This is a genomic window from Methylomonas methanica (assembly GCF_001644035.1).
GTDB lineage: Bacteria > Pseudomonadota > Gammaproteobacteria > Methylococcales > Methylomonadaceae > Methylomonas > Methylomonas methanica_A.
In genome coordinates, this window is the sequence record NZ_LUUG01000071.1 from 104,189 (window position 1) to 123,354 (window position 19,166).

General features: G+C 52.5%; 15 protein-coding genes. 6 read left to right on the forward strand and 9 right to left on the reverse strand.

Annotated features, from left to right (window positions below):
• Positions 1-2 precede the first annotated feature (2 nt).
• Complete coding sequence (locus A1332_RS11980) at positions 3-1,034, forward strand: MraY family glycosyltransferase (RefSeq protein ID WP_064008719.1); 1,032 nt, start codon at positions 3-5, stop codon at positions 1,032-1,034.
• The gene (locus A1332_RS11985) at positions 1,031-2,863 is read left to right on the forward strand and encodes a polysaccharide biosynthesis protein (RefSeq protein WP_064008720.1); all 1,833 of its coding nucleotides are present in this window, start codon (positions 1,031-1,033) and stop codon (positions 2,861-2,863) included. Before A1332_RS11980 ends, A1332_RS11985 begins: the two co-directional genes overlap by 4 nt.
• A gap of 150 nt (positions 2,864-3,013) precedes the next feature.
• Here A1332_RS11985 and A1332_RS11990 read toward each other — a convergent pair whose 3' ends face one another.
• From A1332_RS11990 to A1332_RS12015, 6 genes are all read right to left on the reverse strand, one after another.
• The gene (locus tag A1332_RS11990) at positions 3,014-3,754 is read right to left on the reverse strand and encodes a hypothetical protein (protein WP_064008721.1); all 741 of its coding nucleotides are present in this window, start codon (positions 3,752-3,754) and stop codon (positions 3,014-3,016) included.
• 106 nt (positions 3,755-3,860) lie between these two features.
• The gene (motB, locus tag A1332_RS11995; protein ID WP_064008722.1) at positions 3,861-4,832 is read right to left on the reverse strand and encodes a flagellar motor protein MotB; all 972 of its coding nucleotides are present in this window, start codon (positions 4,830-4,832) and stop codon (positions 3,861-3,863) included.
• Positions 4,833-4,838: 6 nt separating this feature from the next.
• A complete protein-coding gene (gene motA, locus A1332_RS12000) occupies positions 4,839-5,687 on the reverse strand; it encodes a flagellar motor stator protein MotA (RefSeq protein ID WP_064008723.1) in 849 nt (282 codons plus the stop codon).
• 115 nt (positions 5,688-5,802) lie between these two features.
• Complete coding sequence (locus tag A1332_RS12005; protein WP_064008724.1) at positions 5,803-8,469, reverse strand: MMPL family transporter; 2,667 nt, start codon at positions 8,467-8,469, stop codon at positions 5,803-5,805.
• Positions 8,470-8,471: 2 nt separating this feature from the next.
• Positions 8,472-9,455, reverse strand: a complete 984-nt coding sequence (locus A1332_RS12010) for a calcium/sodium antiporter (RefSeq protein ID WP_064008725.1) — start codon at positions 9,453-9,455, stop codon at positions 8,472-8,474.
• A gap of 63 nt (positions 9,456-9,518) precedes the next feature.
• Complete coding sequence (locus A1332_RS12015) at positions 9,519-10,346, reverse strand: undecaprenyl-diphosphate phosphatase (protein WP_064008726.1); 828 nt, start codon at positions 10,344-10,346, stop codon at positions 9,519-9,521.
• Positions 10,347-10,664: 318 nt separating this feature from the next.
• Here A1332_RS12015 and A1332_RS12020 point away from each other — a divergent pair, with 318 nt between their 5' ends.
• From A1332_RS12020 to A1332_RS12030, 3 genes are all read left to right on the forward strand, one after another.
• On the forward strand, positions 10,665-12,224 hold the full coding sequence (locus A1332_RS12020) for an AAA family ATPase (RefSeq protein WP_064008727.1): 1,560 nt from the start codon (positions 10,665-10,667) through the stop codon (positions 12,222-12,224).
• Positions 12,225-12,410: 186 nt separating this feature from the next.
• Positions 12,411-12,845 (forward strand): hypothetical protein, encoded by a 435-nt coding sequence (locus A1332_RS12025; protein ID WP_064008728.1) that lies wholly within the window; start codon positions 12,411-12,413, stop codon positions 12,843-12,845.
• A gap of 384 nt (positions 12,846-13,229) precedes the next feature.
• A complete protein-coding gene (locus A1332_RS12030) occupies positions 13,230-13,934 on the forward strand; it encodes a DUF2490 domain-containing protein (RefSeq protein ID WP_064008729.1) in 705 nt (234 codons plus the stop codon).
• A gap of 169 nt (positions 13,935-14,103) precedes the next feature.
• Here A1332_RS12030 and A1332_RS12035 read toward each other — a convergent pair whose 3' ends face one another.
• From A1332_RS12035 to A1332_RS12045, 3 genes are all read right to left on the reverse strand, one after another.
• Positions 14,104-14,409, reverse strand: a complete 306-nt coding sequence (locus tag A1332_RS12035) for a hypothetical protein (protein WP_064008730.1) — start codon at positions 14,407-14,409, stop codon at positions 14,104-14,106.
• Positions 14,410-14,697: 288 nt separating this feature from the next.
• A complete protein-coding gene (locus A1332_RS12040; protein WP_064008731.1) occupies positions 14,698-15,684 on the reverse strand; it encodes a FecR family protein in 987 nt (328 codons plus the stop codon).
• A 73-nt stretch (positions 15,685-15,757) separates the two neighbouring features.
• Positions 15,758-16,276 carry an RNA polymerase sigma factor gene (locus tag A1332_RS12045; protein ID WP_064008732.1) on the reverse strand — a complete coding sequence of 173 codons (519 nt, stop codon included), beginning with the start codon at positions 16,274-16,276 and terminating at the stop codon, positions 15,758-15,760.
• Positions 16,277-16,687: 411 nt separating this feature from the next.
• Here A1332_RS12045 and A1332_RS12050 point away from each other — a divergent pair, with 411 nt between their 5' ends.
• Complete coding sequence (locus tag A1332_RS12050; protein ID WP_082879668.1) at positions 16,688-19,072, forward strand: TonB-dependent siderophore receptor; 2,385 nt, start codon at positions 16,688-16,690, stop codon at positions 19,070-19,072.
• The last annotated feature ends 94 nt before the right edge of the window (positions 19,073-19,166 follow it).

A 19,166-nucleotide genomic window follows, 5' to 3' on the forward strand; every position in this document is an offset into this window, starting at 1 on the left:
GCGTGCTACTGCTTTTCATTGTTATTTTGCTGCTCGCCGTCGTATTGACCGGCCTGATTCGCCGCTATGCCTTAACTTACAAGGTGCTAGACATCCCTAACCAACGTAGCTCTCACAGCGTGCCAACCCCGCGCGGCGGCGGATTGGCTGTCGTGCTGGCATTCTTTGCGGCCGCTCTCTGGCTGTTTTTCGATAGTCAATTAACCGGTACATCCTTAGCCTTACTGGGCTCCACGCTGTTGGTAGCTGTTATCGGTTTTTGCGACGATCACGGCGAAGTGGCCGCGCGCTGGCGTTTTTTGACGCATTTAGTGGCTGCAATTATCGCCCTGGAATTGTTGGGCGGCCTTCCCGTGGTATTGATCCCCGCGCCATTCGACGCCATCTTCGGGCGCTTAACCTTAAATCTCTCCTGGCTGGGCTATCCGTTGGGAGCGCTGTTTTTGGTGTGGACTCTCAACCTGTTTAATTTCATGGACGGTACCGACGGCATCGCCGGTTCGGAAGCGCTGTTCGTCTCGTCGGCGTTGGCAGGCTATCTGTTTTTTATCGACCAAAGCCTTTGCTCTGTCGCCTTTAGTTTGGCGGCGGCTTGCGCAGGCTTTTTGTTTTGGAATTGGCCGAAAGCGAAAATCTTCATGGGCGATGTCGGCAGCGGCTTTATCGGTCTGTTGCTGGGTTTATTGATTTTACTGGCCGCGCAACAGGCCGCCGTGCTGCTGTATTGCGGGCTGATTTTATTCGGTGCGTTTATCGTGGATGCCAGCTATACCTTGGCGGTTCGGATGTTTAGTGGACAAAAATGGTACGCGGCGCATTGCTCGCACACTTACCAACACGCAGCCAAACGGTATGGACATTTGCCGGTGTTATTGGCAGCCTGGGCAATCAATTGCGGCTGGCTGCTGCCTGTCTCTCTATGGATATTTAAGCATCCCAGCCATGCTTTGGCCGGGATTGCTTTGGCTTATCTGCCCTTAATCTATCTGGCTTACCGGTTTAAGGCCGGCCAAACCGAGTTGGTTATCTCGTGACCCTAAAATTTCGCTCCCGCACCACCATCTTTGTGCACGACTTGGCCATGATTCCGCTGGCCTGGTTCGGCGCTTACTGGCTGCGCTTTAATCTGCAAGACATCCCCGACGAATTTTTTTATTCGGCCTTATTGTTCCTGCCATGGGTTATCGCTATCCAGGTCAGTTTGTTCTGGGTGTTTGGTTTGTATCGCGGCGTTTGGCGGTTCTCCTCGTTGCCGGACCTGATCCGCATCGGTAAAGCCGTGTTGACCGGTATTTTTTTTATTGCCTCCGCCTTGTTTTTATACGACCGCCTGCACGGTGTGCCACGTTCGGTCGTGCCGCTGTATGTGCTGATCTTGTTTTCCTTGCTCAGCATTCCGCGTCTGGTTTATCGCTTTTGGAAAGAACAGACATTCGCGGAACGCATCGGCCGGCGCGCCTTGATTGTCGGTGCCGGGTCCGCCGGGGAAATGTTGGTAAGAGATTTGTTGGCGAATATCGATAGTGATTATGTGCCAATCATTTTCGTCGATGACAACCACGGCAAATATAAGCGCGAGATTCGCGGCATCCGCGTCGCCGGCACGGTCGAGCAAATACCCGAATTAGTGGAGCGCTGGAATATCGAAACAGTGCTGATCGCCGTGCCGTCGGCCAGCGACCAGCAGATGCGCCGTATCGTGGAAATCTGCGAAAACTGTTCGGTGGATTTTCAGACTTTGCCGTCGGTTAAAGAACTGCTGAGCGGCGCGGTCACCACCGCCAACCTGCGTAGCGTATCCATCGAAGATATTCTGGGCCGCACGCCGGTAAAACTGGATTGGCCCGGCATAAAAAACCACCTGCACGATAGAGTTATTGTAGTCACGGGCGGCGGCGGTTCCATAGGCTCCGAGCTTTGCAAGCAGCTGGCCAGAGCACAACCGCGCAAGTTGATCGTGTTCGATCAGTGCGAATTTAATTTGTACAAAATCAACGCCGACTTAAACCGGCTGTTTCCAGAGTTATCGCATCAGGCGGTACTGGGCGATGTCGCCGACCCTATTGCTGTGCAGCAGGTAATCAGCGGGCAACGACCAGAAATCGTGTTTCATGCCGCTGCTTATAAACATGTGCCCTTATTGGAAAATCAAATCCGCGAGGCGGTGCATAACAATCTGATCGGTACCAAGATCCTAGCGGAAGCGGCTATTGCAGCAGGCGTGGCGCGTTTCGTACTGATTTCCACCGACAAGGCCGTCAATCCTACCAACGTGATGGGCGCGACCAAACGGGCGGCGGAAATCCTTTGCCAAAACCTGAATCAAACCGGTAACACCCGTTTTACCACGGTCCGTTTCGGCAACGTGCTCGATTCTGCCGGCAGCGTGGTGCCCTTGTTCAGAGAACAAATCAAGGCCGGCGGCCCTATCACGGTGACGCATCCGGATATTACCCGCTACTTCATGACGATTCCGGAAGCCTGCCAGCTGATCATGCAGGCAGAAACCATAGGCCAGGGCGGGGAAGTGTTCGTGCTGGATATGGGCGAACCGGTGAAAATTACTTACCTGGCGGAGCAAATGATCCGCCTGAGCGGCAAAGTCCCGAACAAAGACATCGAGATTAAAATTGTCGGCTTGCGGCCCGGCGAAAAACTCTACGAAGAATTATTCCATGACCAGGAGCAATTGCTGGCAACCAGCCACGCGAAATTGCGCCTGGCCAAAGCCCGACTCTACGACTCCGTGGAATGGGCTAAACAGATTGAAGACTTACAGCTAGTCTGCCGGAACTACGATAACCAACAACTATTGGCCGGCTTGAAACAACTGGTACCGGAGTTTAATAATACGCACACCTAAAAGCACAATTCCTTATCTTCCGCACGCACAGGGCCTAGAGCGGGAAGTTAGGTTTAGAGATGGCATGCGTAGGGTCGAATTTATTCGACCTTTGGCGCCCATAGTGCGAATAAATTCGCACCTACAAGTTCTTAACTCAACGGCATTCCCCTAAAACCGGCCTATCCGATAGCAATACAGCTTGGTTTTCCGGCGATCATTGAGTTCTATAACCGATTCAGGTTCACTATTCGGAATGGGAAAGGAGGACGAGACAAACAAGCATCCGGCCCGCATTTCCCGCCGAATTTTTTCGCCTATTTTTGTCATCACCAGCGGCGACAGGAAGGCGAATACCACATCGAACTCCCGTAAATCCTGCTCCCAGAAACTGGACCGTCCGACCCGGACATTGGTCAGATTACGACAACGCCATGTTGCCAGCAGCCAGGGCAGCGGTGCTCGCTCTAAGGCCACTACAGCCATGTCCTGCCGGGCTTTTGCAAGCGGCACCACAACCGTGGCCAGACCGGCACCAATATCGACAAACGTTTGCGCACCCTCGCTTTGCACTATCTCAATCAGCGTATCGCTGACGGCAGAAGATGATAAGAACAGAGGAACATCACCTTTCACTGTCCCCCAAAATAATAGGGTTAGCAGCAGTAATATCAGCAGATACAGCCAAGCCGGCACTTGCCAGCTCAGACCCAGCAATACGGTCGGCATGAACAGCAAATGGATGGGCAGCCACCAAACAGGCTGGCGAAACCCCCGCGAGAACAGCGCAGCTAAGCAAGCCTGAATGACGACAGCTTGCCAAACGCTAATGGGCAGGGGGAACAGTGCGCGTAAAACCAGCATCACGCCATAGGCCAGCAGCTGGCTCAGCAAAGCCTTGAATAACTGCATCGCCGGATAGATTTCTTATTTTTGGGGTTCTTGAATATCGTCGCTCCCGCGTCGGCGGGAGCCCAGTTACCAAGGTGGATGCGCTGCGCAAATTGACGACTCCCGGCTAATGCGCAGCGCCATCCGCCCCGGTAATTTTGGTATTTTGCTGAATCGTCGGCGATATGGCCGGCAGGCCGGGAACCGTGGTATCGCTGCTACCGGGTTTATCTTCGGCGCCATCGTGCAGAACTTGATTTTCGGTCTTTTTATTCATCACCACGATGGAAATCCGCCGGTTCATCGGATCGTTCGGTACATCACCCTTGTAAGGAATGCTGGACGCCAGGCCGACGACGCGCAGCACCTTATCCTCGCTGAGACCGCCTTGGGTCAACTCGCGGCGCGCCACATTGGCCCGGTCGCTGGATAACTCCCAGTTGGAATAGCCGGTGCGATTGCTGGGAAACGGCAGCGCGTCGGTGTGACCGTTGATGGTGACTTTGTTTGGCAATTCGTTGATTACCGGCGCCAGTTCGCGCAAGATGGCTTGCGCGTAGGTTTCGATACCCGAACTGGCCAGTTTGAACATCGGCCGGTTTTGCGCATCGATAATCTGGATTTTCAGACCTTCAGGGGTGGTTTCCAGCTTGATCTGATCTTTATATTCCGCCAACTTGTCATTGGCTTTCAGCATGTCCTCGATTTTTTCCTGCAACTTTTCCAGCTTGAGTTTTTCCTGCTCTTCCGCGAGCTTTTCGATATCCTCGGGGGTTGGTTCGGCCGGGGTATTTTCCCCCTGATGCACTTGCCCCTCCTCTTGCGACTTCAAGTCCTGACCGCCGGCTTGAATGATACTGGTGCGGTCGCCGGTACCTTCACCGCTGCTATTGGTAATAGCTACGCCGAAGGGATTCTGGAAATATTCGGAAATGCCTTTTTTGGTTTTCTCGTCGGTGGAACCGAGCAACCACATCAACAAAAAGAAGGCCATCATCGCCGTCACGAAGTCGGCATAGGCAATTTTCCAGGCACCGCCGTGATGACCGCCGTGACCGGCCTTCTTGATTTTCTTGATGATTATGGGTTGTTCGGCCATCGCTGCTTACCCTTTACCGGCTTTCAACTGTTCTTCCAGTTCGGTAAAGCCCGGCCTGACGTGGTGAGGAATGGCGGTACGCATGAACTCCACTGTCATCGCCGGCGAAGTGCCTTTCGCGCAATTCAGCAGGCCTTTTTGGGTACACTTATAGGCATTCCCCTCTTCTTCCAGCCGCGCCTCCATCACCGAGGCCACAGGACCAATAAAGCCGTAGGACACCAGAATACCCAGGAAGGTACCGACCAGCGCCGCAGCAATCAGCTTGCCCAATTCCGCGGGCGGAATCCCTACCGATTCCATCGTATGCACCACCCCCATTACCGCCGCAACGATACCGAACGCCGGCATACCGTCACCGACCCTTTGCACGGCCTTGATCGGCTCGTTGCCTTCGGCGTGGTGCACTTCAATTTCCGCATCCATGATGTCTTCAAGTTGGTTGACGTCAACCCCTGTCAGAATCAGCCTGAGCTTATCGCAAATGAATTCCATCAGATGGTGGTCATGCACGATTTTTTCCCCAAAAATCGAACTTCCCTCCGGATCGTCCACGACTTTTTCCAGGGACAGCAAGCCTTCCTTGCGGGCCTTCTGACTGAGCGCGTTAAAGCTCATCAGCAGTTCCATATAGTATTCCTTGGTATAGGTACTGCCTTTCAGCGTAGCGGTACCGCCAGCCATGGCTGCCTTACTGGTGGCTAAGGAGTTACTGGCCAAAAAGGAACCAAAGGCGGCACCGACGATGATCAGCACCTCCACCGGCTGCCAAAGCACTCCCAAGTGGCCACCGGCCATCATGAAGCCGCCCAATACGCAGCCCAAAATGATCACATAACCAATGATTACAAACATGGTTGCCTCTAAAAGCTAAAAGTTAAATATAAAATCCAAACTTACCCTGGATCCACTCGCTTTACCGGCCGCCATGTAAGTTGCCGGATAAGTCTAGGCTAAGCTTTTCAATATCTCAGGCTAAATGCACAGTTTTTTTCAAAACCAGCTTGCTGATCGCCGGCAGCACCACAAACGTACACGTCATAATCCAGAAAATACCGATAGTGATCACCAGTCCCATGCTGGATATGCCTTGGTGCGGCGAAAATGCCAGACCGACAAAGCTGGAAATGGTGGTCAACGCGCCGTAGAACATGCCGCGCGCGGTACTGGATTGATAAATATTCTGATCCTCCGACAGGGAGTGATGCAGTTTTTCAACCATGTGGATACCATTATCGACACCCAGCCCCATTAATAAAGGCAAGGCAATAATATTGGCAAAATTGATAGGCGTACCGGTAAACACGGTGGTCGCCATCGTGAACAAGCCAGCCAGTACCAGAGGCGTCATCACCAACAGGGTATCGACGATACTGCGGCGAATGAACATCAACAGCAAGGCAATCGCCACCAAGGCGATGATGATGGCTTCCTGGAAGGCGCCTATCACCGCTTTCATGGACTCCCAATACATCACCGGCAAATCGGTGGCATTGGGTGCCACGGCCTGCACATCGGTGATAAAAGTCTGCAAGTTACCGAGATCGTTCAAATCTTCCTTAGGAAAAATCTGGATACGATACAAGCCGTCTTTACTCAGCCAACGCTCCTTGATTTCCGCCGGGATACTGGTGGGTATGATTTCTTCCGCATGGAAACCAATCAGAAGCTGGTTCATTACGGTCGGCAGCGTGCCGAGCAACGATGTTTGAATTTTCTCGATAAACACGCCACGGTCAGGCTGAAACCTGGCTTCCAGTTCCTCCATCACGTCTTGCAACTGTTGTTTAAAGGTTTGCAGCGATTTGATGTCGGCGGGATTGGTTTTTTTCGGCAGGTTGTTGTCTATCGCCGCGATCATGCGCTTGATTGCCGGTAGCGGATCGGTGCCGGTTTTTAACTGCGGGAAAAACTGGCTTTGCGGCCCCAAAGTCAGCACCATGTCGTCGATGATACCTAACTTGCTTTCCTGGTCGTCAGGCACAAAATCGAACAAGCTGACGGTTTTGTCGACGGTTTTCAGGCTCTCCAGCTTTTTCTGCGTAGCCCTGGCTTCGTCTTCGTTTTTCACCAAAACGGTCAAGGTCATCGGCGAGGTATCGCGCTCCTTCATCAAGTCCTTGAAGGCAATCACCGACTCGGTATGCGGATCACGCAGATTCAAGGGATTGAAATCGGTTTGCACCTGAAACACAAAATACACAGCAACGACCGCACCCAGCAACGTCAGCAAGGAAATAGCTTTGGCATAGTGCAGCGTAAAGTGGGCCAGCAGGTGGGTAAATTTTGTCGCGCCGGGTTGCTCGCCATGCAATTGATGCACGGGCGGATTCGGCAACACCTTAAGCAGCACCGGCAACACGGTCAAGGTGATGAATAAACAAATAAACAAGCTGGTACCGGCCAGCAAACCCAACTCGGAAATACCTTGATAATCGGTGGGAATAAAGGCATACAAACCGATGGAAGTGGTACCGGCGCACAGGATCAAGGACGGACTGGTCGCCAATAATGCCGAACGAATCGCCTTGCCTTTGTCGCTACCGTAGAGGTCGAGATTGTCGCGGTAGCGCAGGCAAAAGTGGATCGCATACTCCACGCCCAAACCGATATTGGACACCGCGAAGGCCACCGAAATTAGATTTAGCTGTTTGACCGCCACGGAGGCGAACAGACCGCAAAATACCATACCCAAGGCCAGCGTCAACAAGGTCGCCAGCATCAACAGCCAGGAACGGTAAGCGACCAGCAAAATGCCGCAGACCAACACGATAGAAAAGATGCTGGCGGTAAAAGTACCTTCACTCATCCCGGCCATTTCGTCATGTTCCAAGCCCACTTCACCGGTCACCCAGACTTTGACTGCCGGTAGATTGGGGTCCTGAATTTTGTCGGCGGCCTGACGGATCACCTTGATTGCGGGTTCTACCGGCAAAATCTGGCTGTAGTCGAATTTCGGGGTGACGAAAATAAAGGCTTTGTCCGATTGTTCTTCGCTGATCTTGTTTTCGGCGATCAGTTTTTGCCAGGACAGCAAATCGGTTTCGCCGTTCAGCGTCTTATGCAGCGAGTTGCTGACCTTGTCGATCAAAGACATCAAATCGATAGGCACTTCTTCGGTCTTGGTTTCCGCGTTCAGCGCGTCTTCGAAGATCGAGAAAAAACCGTTCAGGCTGGGATCTTGCGAGATTCGGCCGATAAACGGCTGGGCTTGCGCCAGTGTCACCGAAAAATCCTGCAACTTATCGGTATCCAGATATAGCAAGCCGTTGCGTTGGAAAAACGCGTTTTCATCCGGCCGATAGACCTTGGTGAAATGTTCGGTATCGGCTCTCAGTTCGCGGCTTAAGCGTTGTGCAGCGGCTTTGGTCAATTCCGGACTGGAAGATTCGATCACCAGTAACAGCGTGTGTACTTCCTGACCGAATTGTTGTTCGAACTTGCGGCGGTTTTGCTGAAACGGCGCTTCCGGCGCGATCAGTTCCGCGGTATCGGTGTTGACGGTCAGATGATTGCCGGTGTATTGCACGGCAAGATACGCCAAGATTACCGAGGCAAGTAACACTAATCCCGGCGAGTACAGCAGCCAGTTGCCCCAACGAAAGGCGATATTTCCCAAACGTTTTTCTAAGGACATGCTTAAGCGCTCACTACGGTGTTGATCAGATACACGGTGTAACTGGCGTAAATAGCCAACAATATCCCGCCTTCGACGCGATTGATCCGGCCTTGCTCGCCTTTACTGGAATAACCCAAAAAGAACAGCGACACCGTCAACAGCGCCATCAGCGGCCAATCGCGATTAACGATTTCCAGTGGAATCGACATCGGATGAATGACCCCGGCCAATCCCACTACAGCCAGCGTATTGAATAGGTTGGAACCGATGATATTACCCAAGGCCAGATCGTGTTCGCCTTTGCGGGCGGCGGCAATCGACGATGCCAGCTCGGGCAACGAAGTACCGATGGCGACGATAGTCAAACCGATCACCAAATCGCTGACCCCCAAATCCTGAGCAATAGTTACCGCACCCCAGACCAATAACCTGGAACTGATCACCAACAGCAGCAATCCGCTGATCAGCCAAATCACAGACTGGGCGCAAGACATGCTGCGCTGCTCCAGCTCTTCGGCCATCTCCTCGCCCAACACGTCAGTTGTTTCGGCAGTTTTGCTCAAGCCTTGGCGGATCATCCAGGTCATCACCCCGACAAACACCACCAGCTCCAATACCGCGTCCATCCGCGACAGATCGCCGTCGTATACTTGACCGAGTGCAAATATCGTCACCCCAAACAACACCGGCAGCTCTTTTTTGATAATTTGCGAATGCACTACGATGGGACTAATCAGCGCCACGGCACCGAGAATCAAGGCGATATTGGTAATATTCGAACCGTAAGCATTACCCAGCGCTATCCCCGGATTACCTTGCCAGGCCGACAAGGCGGACACTGTCAATTCCGGCGCGGAGGTACCGAAACCAATCACCACCATACCTATTAATAACGGCGACATACCCAGAAAACGCGCTATCGCCGCAGCTCCTTCGACAAAAATATCGGCACTCCAAACCAACACAATCAGACCGATGACTATCATCAACAGTGGCAAAGCCATAACCTACCCTTAAATTTTAAAGATCAAAAAAAACCGAAATACTGCCCTGCGTGACGCCGAATACTAATCCACAGTCCACTGCACCAGACCGCTGTAGGCACTGGCAATCACCACCACGCCAAACACAATCCGATACCAGGCAAAAATTATAAAATCGTGATGACTGATGTAACGCAGCAAACCTTTTACCGCCAACAAAGCGCTGATAAAAGCCGCGACCAAGCCGACCGCGAACGACAGCGCGTCGCTCTCGATATGCAGCAAGTCGCGGTGCTTGTATAAGTCGTAAAGACTGGCGACTACCAAGGTGGGAATCGCCAAGAAGAAAGAAAACTCGGTGGAAGCCTTACGCGACAAACCGAACAACAAGCCGCCAATAATGGTGGCACCTGAGCGAGAAGTACCGGGGATCAAGGCAAAGGCCTGGGCGATACCCAATTTCAAGGCATCCAGCGGGCTGAGATCGTCAACATTATCGACCCGGATTTTGTGCTCGCGCTTTTCCGCCCAGATAATCACGAACGCACCGATGATGAAGGCCAAGGCCACCGGCACCGGTTTGAACAGCGCGGCCTTGATATGCTTGCCAAACAACAAGCCCAGCGTCGCCAGCGGCATAAACGCAATCATCAGGTTTAATACAAACTTTTGCGCTTGCCTGTCGCTGGTCAAGCCGCTCAATACCGAGCCGATCTTAGCCCGGTATTCCCAGCAAATCGCCAGGATCGCGCCAACCTGAATCACGATGGTAAACAGCTTGGCCTTATCGTCGTTAAAATTCAGCAAATCGCCGGCTAGAATCAAATGGCCGGTGCTGGAAATGGGGAGAAATTCGGTTAATCCTTCAACTACGCCGAGTATCAGGGATTTGATGATGAGGGTAATGTCCATTTTTTTATCAGGCTCCGTACCAGTCAGGTACCAGGGTCGAAATCAGCATGTGGATGAAGTTGATGTAAACCAGTCGAATTTGGTAAGCCTATGAAAAAGCCATATAAGCGGGGCGGGATTATAGTCGAAATCTCAACCATTACGTAACTTTACCCTGTAAGGCACGGCAAATCCTGGCATTTATGACTTACATGCCTGACAGCAATTTAGGTGCACGCTTGCTTTGCATAGCGCTTGCCGATCTGCCAGAATCGGCGGCATCACTGCTACTGCCGTTTCGGTATCAGTCGCGCCCAGTCCGCGTAAAGGTGTTTAATCATGGCAAATGCATACCCACCGCTGATAGCCGCGCTTTGCGACCCGGCTTGTTTCCCGCATCCGGTCAAACGGGTCACCGTACTGGAAACCCATATTTCCTGGGTATTGCTGGCCGGCCGCTACGCCTACAAAATTAAAAAGCCGGTCGATCTGGGCTTTCTGGATTTCAGCCAACTTAGCCAACGCCACTTTTACTGCCAGGAAGAAATTCGCTTGAATAGGCGTCTGGCCCCAGGCATTTATTTGCAGGTAACGGCAATTGGCGGCAGCCCCACGCAACCGATAATCAACGCGGAACCGGCATTTGAATATGCGGTAAAAATGCGCCGCTTTGCGGCCGGTAAGTTGCTGGATACGCTGCTGACCCGCGGGGAACTGACGCCGGCGCATATTGACAGCTTGGCCGAGACTATCGCCCGATTTCATACATACTTGCCGGAAAACCCCGGCGCGGACTGCGGCTCTCCAGATGCTATCGAAGCGCCAACCCGGCAAAATTTCCAGCAATTGCTTGAGTTGATGAAGCCCGAAGATGCGGTATCGATCAAGCACCTGCAAGATAACTGCCGGCAAGCATTTTTGGCAGCCGAAAACCTGTTTAAGCAGCGGCAACAAGCCGGTTTTATTCGTGAATGTCACGGCGACCTGCATCTGGGCAATATCGTGCTGTTAAGAGGTCGGCCGGTCGCATTCGACGGTATCGAGTTTTCGCCCGAACTGCGCTGGATCGACACGATCAGCGATGTGGCATTCTTGATCATGGACTTGCTCCATCGCGGCCGCACCGATCTGGCATACCGGTTTTTGAACGCCTATTTGCAAATCAGCGGCGATTACGCCGGCCTCGGGGTGCTGCGCTTTTATCTAAGTTACCGAGCCGCGGTGCGCGCGAAAATTGCCGGGTATAGGTTCGCGCAAACCGGTGCGGAATCGACCCGACAAGAATGCCTAAGTTATTTGAATTTAGCCGGCAGCAGTTTAAGCCCGCGCAAACCGGCATTGATACTAACTCACGGCTTGCCCGGTTGCGGCAAAAGCACGGTTTCGCAAATAGCATTGGAAAAACACCAACTGATCCGCTTGCGTTCGGATGTCGAAAGAAAACGGCTATTTGGCTTAAACGCCCTGCAAAAAAGCGGCTCGGCTATCGATAGCGGCATATACGATCCGCAAGCAAGCCAAAAAACCTACCAATATTTATTAGAAAAGACACAAGCCCTGCTTGAATACGGGTTTCCGGTTATTGTCGACGCCGCTTTTTTAAAACACGCCCAACGCCGCCCATTCCAGGTGCTGGCACAAAACCTGGGAATTCCTTTCGTCATTCTTTCGATACAGGTTAAGGACGACGTGTTGCGACAACGCATTCGACGTAGACAAGAACAAGGCCGCGATGCGTCGGAAGCCGACTTGGTCGTGCTGGACAAGACCAAGACTGGCGCCGAAGCATTACAAGCCGAAGAGCTGCCGTATAACGTAATATTGACTAACAACACTGATGGCATGGATGGAAACGATCAACAAGCAGCCTGGCGCAAGCTGGAACGAACACTGGAATAAATTACGGTGCTGACTGTCTCGGCCCGACCTTTGCGGCAAAGGGCGCTATAAAAGCACACGCTTGGACAATATTAAATTCACGGTAAATTAGCGTGCGAGGGTTGGCATTTCCTACAGTCCGCGATCTTTGTTAGAATCGCGGGTGATCGCTAGATAATTAAACCAATAAAAACCACCATTTGAGCCATGAATAAAAAGAAAATTATACTATTTGCCGTCTGTTTGGCAGCCCTGCTTGCCGTCCAGATTAAGTTCTTCCTGCCGTTTATGTACGACATCGCCGCTTCTGATTTATTTTTGGTGGAAAGCAAGGACGCGGCCAACCCTATGTCCATTAGTACCGACATGACCGCCCTGGCATTCGCCCACTGCAACACCTATATCAAAAACGAAGCCGACGAAGATCAAAGCCTGTCATTTGCCAGTCAACCTACCAACGCCTGGACTCTCGGCAACTACGAATATATTGTTAATGCCGACGTGGAAATCAGCGGGAAAGACAGCCCCAACGTGATGCGTCACTACGCTTGCCGGATCCAATACGGCAAAGGCGACGACACATCCGGAGCAAGCGATTTCGAAAATTGGTCTGTTGAAGGTGTAAGCGGCTTGACCGATTAAGCCGGATTCATCTCGCGAAGACGTCCCCTCCGGCTACCGGAGGGTTTGTTGCAGGCCAACTATGCACCAACATCAAGTGAATGCAGATATATCTGCCGAACAGGTAATTTGCATACCAAATTCAGCCTAAACCATCCCTTAGGGTTTCCCGTTCCTAGATTTAGCCGCATCCCGGCAGTCGAATGGCTTGAGTTCGCCAACCTAAAGCAAGCAACTCATAAAACCACCCTATTGCGCAACACGCAGAATACGATCCCTCAGCAAGCACATTTATCAAGAATTGAGATAAGCTTATCTCCAGCAGAGAAACCGTGCCCCCTCACACGCAAAGCCTCGCTAACCGTGACGCAGTTCGTTCCAAACCAAGTTCTTCGGTACAAAAATATGCAAAAAACTCACTTAGCCCTGCTGTTCGCCGGCCTTACGCTTACCCCGCTAGCGGCCGAAGCAGGCCCAGTGCAAGACGATTTCAGCACCTGGATCAGCAGTACCTATCAAACCGATTTTGGCGGCAGCCCCTATTTGGCTTTCCTGGAATTGGCGCCTCGCACCAAAACCGACAATACCTTGTTTAATCAAATTATTGTCCGTCCGCTGCTCGGCTATAAATTAACTAACAAATTGCAACTCTGGCTGGGCTACACCTGGCAGGGCGAGTACAGCGAACAAACCGATTTTGAAATGGCCACCAACGATGCGATGCAGCAGGTGCAGTGGATAGACAACTGGACGCCGCAAGTGAATTTTCAATACCGGTTTCGTTTAGAGCAACGCTTTTTTGCCGATGAAGGTGACGTCGGCCACCGCATGCGGCACCGATTCCGTCTCGTCTACTCTATACCCGACAGCCAAGCCTATTTGATCGCGCTCGACGAACTGTTTGTGTATTTCAACTCTATAGACGAGGGCCGGCTGGCGCGATCCGTGCAAACCGGTATCAACCAAAATCGCAGCTATGTCGGGGTGGGCTACAAAGTGACAAAAAATTTGAATGTAGATACCGGCTATCAATTGCAATACATCCATAACTATGGCTCACCCGATGTGACCAATCACGTCTGGTTAACCAATATCAACGTCAATTTCTAGGCCGGAGACACTGCGGGGATTTTTGGTGGGGGATTTGCGAGACCTTAACCGTCCCGGTCAGCGCGTTGCTTAATCCGGATTATTCGCCAAAACAAGCAAGACCTTACTGCCGGGCTTACGACTGACTCTATATGCAGCCCGGATAGGCTGCATATAGAATCCTCGGTTCTCAGCTAAAAAAGCTCAAACGGTTTTTTACTTCCACAGCTACCAATGCATCGTAATGCCGCCGCAACACCGAATCGGTAGGACGCGGAAATAGCGAGGCCTCAATTTCACTTTGCAGTTGCTCCAGAAAACTGGACGTCGGCTCGACGCGTTCGGCAGCGAAAGTCTGGCTGGTCAAAGTCGCTGGCGTTTGGCCTTTAGCGGAACGAAATAGTTTACCGAAAAAGGAAAGTCCGCAACCCTGAGACGAGTATGCGCAAGCAGCGACCAGGCCGCTCAGTATGAACAATACAATGGCTTCGAACATATCAACACCTCATGACTAGTAAAGAATACCGGCTAAACCAAGTTGCCAAGTCAACCCGGTTTAGCCGGCGACCCTTGCTCAGCAATTAAGATGCCACAACAAAATAAACGTAAAGCACTGTTAAATAAGTAAAAAATAAGCTGTCGCTGGCTAAAACCCTGCTGCTTTCCTAACAATTTGTCGTTAATACGCCACGGCGGTGTCTCAAGAGACTTCCAATGCCGTGATTGAAAAAAGAGCCGGCAATCTCGAAAAGGTTTACCGGACATTTGCGGCTCCCCCAAGCCATCAAGTATGCAAAATCACCAGCCACGGCCCCAACTGCGTCACACGGATGGCCAAAGACTTTTGCAAGGCATCCAACATAGCCAAGCTGTCCGTAGGGAACACGCCGCTGACGCGCAACTGTTTGATATCCTGGCCTTTCAAGATGATCTTGGCTTTTGAATAGCGGTTCAATTCCGCGACCACATCGGCCAGCGTTTGATCGTGGAAAAGCAGCTTGCCGCGTTTCCACGCATTTAACTGATTCAGATTCGCCGCGTGCGGGGTATCCAGACTACCGTTGCCGGCATACAGCAAGTGCTGGCCTTCTTCGACCCGCATTGGCGCGGCAGTGGATTTATCGGTCAAGCGCACCGCTACCGCATGCTCCGTGACACTGACTTCGACTGCGCCCGATTCGCGCCGTACTACATCGAACACAGTCCCCAAGGCCTTGACCGCCGTATCGCCGGCTTCAACCTCAAACGGCCTATGCACGTCGGCGGCTACCTTGAATTCGGCTTGACCTCTCAGCAACACCACGCGGCGCTTGTCTTCCGCCCAGTCCACTGCCAACACGGTATCGGTATTGAGCAAAATGCTGCTGCCGTCTGCCAGTTGAATCTGCTTTTGTTCGCCAACCGCCGTCGCGTAATCGCTCAGCAGCCAATCTTGGAGCATGTCTCGACCAAACAGCACACCCAACACCAGCGAAGCCGCCAGCGCCAGACCAGACCAACGGAAGCGACGCCTACTAAGCACAGCTTGCCGCACCGAGCCGATTGACTCAGTCCGCATATCGGCGGGCGGAGATCCTTTGGCCGCCTGCGCCACCGAACCCCACAACGCCTCGGCCTCTGCATAAGCCTGACGGTGGGTATCATCTTGCCGACACCACGCTTCGAATCGGCGACGAGTGGCGTCGGTGACACACCCGGAACGCATCTCCACCAACCAGTCTATCGCCTGGTCGGCCAAGCTATCGCCGGAATCGTCTGGGTCGGTATTCATTGAGGCAGGGTGAACAAGAAAAGAGGGGACACACGATATAGCAAGGCCGGCGGAAAATAAACCGTTACCGGCATTAACCCCATTCACGACTGGCGCGGCAATGTTTCAAGGTCTTGGCAATCCGTTTGGCGATAGCCCGCTCGGACACGCCCAGACATTCGCCAATTTGCGCGTAGGTCAGACCTTCGACGGCACTTAAATAAAACGCCGTGCGACATTCTTCCGGCAGCTCATTCAAGGCCGCATTGACGGCGTCCAGATCTTGCCAGATCATCAGGCGTTGTTCGGCATCCGGATCATTACTGGCGACCGCTTCCAGCAGCTCCGCCGACACCTCTTGAGCTGGCGTATAGCGGGCACGCACCGATTCCTTGCGAATATGATCCACCACCAGGTTGCCGGCGATGAAAAATGCCAGAGCCCGCCTATCCTGAGTGGGGGCACGTTGCTCGGAAAACAGAATCCGCAAAAAAGTTTCCTGAGCCAGATCCTTGGCCGTATCCGGGCAGTTCAAGCGGCGCAGGAAGAAGCCGATTAAATCGTCCCGGTTTTCCCGAAAGAAGCGATCAATAGTGTCCGGAACTGCGTTCATCTGTGTTTTAAAAGACTGGTTTAATAATACAGACGTTTAAGAAGCAAAATCGGCACCAAGCGCGTTTGTTTCCTTACCGCGTTAAGCCGGCTATCGACCGGAAATCCCCGCCATTCGGGCTTTGACAGCCGCTTAAGCCGCCGCCAAACATACAATTTATCGAGGATGGGGAGGATTTGCCCGGACTTTACCGCCCATAAAACTGCGCGATATACCGCATATCGCGTGATATGCCGCACTCAGCAAATAAGCCGGGTGCGAACAGGAGGGCCTTAGCCGCGCCTACTGTCTATCTCCATCGCAGTCCATGCCGGAAAATTTTTGGGTCCACTGTTCATGATTTTTGTGCTGAAACGTTGTGAAGAGTAACGCCGGCAATCGGCGCCGCCTTTTACGCATTCAGGAGATTTTATGAGGACATCCACATTCGCGAACATGACCGCGCCTTTTGCCATCACGGCCCTGGCCTTGAGCATTGCCAACCACACGGTCCGCGCCGAAACCGCGCAAGACGCCGCCCGAACGTATGCCATCGCTGCCGGCGGCTTGACCGAAGCCCTGACGTCTTTTGCCGACCAGGCCAATCTGAAACTGGTCTTCAACGCCGATTTGACGCGCGGCCTAAGCGCCCCTGCACTGAACGAGACTGTCACAGTCGAGCAAGGACTGAGCAAATTGCTGAAGGATAGCGGGCTGGTTTATCGCTTGGTGGGCAACAATACAGCGATCATCGAAGCGAAACCGGTGGTCAACAGAAGCGAGCCGCAATCGGCGACTACTATGCCGGCAGTCACCGTGACAGGAAAAGCGACTTATGACGCGACCGATCCGTATAACAAAGACTATGCGCTACGTGATTCTACGACGGCTACCAAAACCGATACCCCCTTGATGGAAACACCGGTCAATATTCAAATCGTGCCGAAAGCGGTATTGAACGATCAGCAGGCTATTAACATCGATACGGCGTTGAAAAATGTCAGCGGCGTAACCGCCAGCGCGGGTTCCGGCGGGCAATCCGACGATCTCTATCTCCGCGGCTTTCGCAGCTCGGCGATTTTCCGAAACGGTTTTCGTTACGACTCGGAGTTTAGCTCTTGGGGCAAACGGCAGATGGCAAATGTCGAACGCGTGGAGGTGGTCAAAGGCCCGGCCTCCATTCTTTACGGGCGCATGGAACCGGGCGGTATGGTGAATGTGGTGACCAAGCAGCCGCTAAATACTCCCTATTACGCCTTACAACAGCAGTTCGGTTTGTTCGAACTTTACCGCACCACTATTGATGCCAGCGGTCCGCTGACGGACGACGACACCTTGCTGTACCGGATGAATGCCTCTTACGAAAACAGCGGCTCGTACCGTGAACTGGTCGATAGTGAACGGATATTTCTGGCGCCGGTGCTGAAATGGAACATCAGTTCTCAAACTCAGATCACCTTCGAGATGGAATACAAACACGATAATTTGGTCAACGACACCATGGTTTGGCCTTACGTCAACGGCCGATTCATCGACATGCCGCGCGGCCGTAATTTAATGGAAAAAACTCCGGAAAATCACGACGACATTTTGCTCGGCTTCAACTGGTCACATCAGTTTAACGACGATTGGAGCATCAGCCATCGTTTCGCCACCGAGCGTCGGGATACGCCGAACAGCGTGGCGATGCTGGGAGACGGACTGGCGGGTAGCCAGCTGAATCGAATCGTCGTCGCCAATCCGGCCGATATTAATACGTATTACACCACGCTGGATGTAACCGGCCATTTCAATACCTTTGGTTTAAAGCACACGCTGCTGGTCGGCGGCGACTATTACAATAACCGTTCGACCGGCCAATATTATTACGGCGATCCCGCTGCCGCCATCGACATCTATAACCCTATCCACACCGGCTATAGCTTTCCCAGCGGGTTCGATAGATACGATACCGACACCGATTTTTACGGCTTGTACGCCCAAGATCAGATTCACTTACCGCACGGTATCCATGTTATGGGCGGTTTGCGTTATCAGGTGGTCGATCAAGCCGATAAAGTAGCGCTAACTAATCTTTCCGTCGACGCAGTGACGCCGCGAGTCGGCGTGTTGTGGCAAGCGCAAGATTGGTTGAGCCTTTACGGCAACTATGTCGAAAATTTCGGCGCTACCAACGGTCTAGCTCAAGGCGGTAAACCGCTGCCGCCGGAGAGCGCGCAGCAATGGGAATTGGGCGCCAAAAGCGAGTTTTTCGATGGCCGGCTCAGCGCCACGCTGGCGTATTTCGATCTGACCAAGCAAAACGTCGCCACTACCGATCCGATCAATCCGCTGTATTCCATTGCGGTCGGTGAAGTACGTAGCCGCGGTCCGGAACTTGATATCAAAGGCGAAATCCTACCCGGCTGGAATATGATTGCTACCTATGCCAATTTGGATACACGCGTCACCAAAGACAACGACGGCCGAGAAGGTCGGCGGATGTTCGCGATCCCCAGAAACGTAGGGACGTTTTGGAATACTTACGACTTTCAACAGGAAGCAATGAAAGGCTTTAAAGTTGGCGGCGGCATTACCCTGCGCGATGGTTCCACCAATGTGCCGAATACCTATAACGTGCCTGGGTTTATTACGGTTGACTTAATGGCGGCGTACAATCTGAAAGTCAACCAATCCAAAATCACCTTCCAATTGAATGTGAACAACCTGTTGGACAAGAATTATCTGCAAGATGTGATTCCGGGCGTGGGGCCAAACTCGCGGGTCAACATAGGCACACCGCGAACGCTGCTGGGGTCGGTAAAGGTAGAGTTCTGATTTTGCGTTTCCGGTGTTTCAACCGAGGACCGTAGATACCGTCTCTCAAGTCAACGTTAAATTGCATAATTTGCTTGGTAAGGCAGGCGGGTTT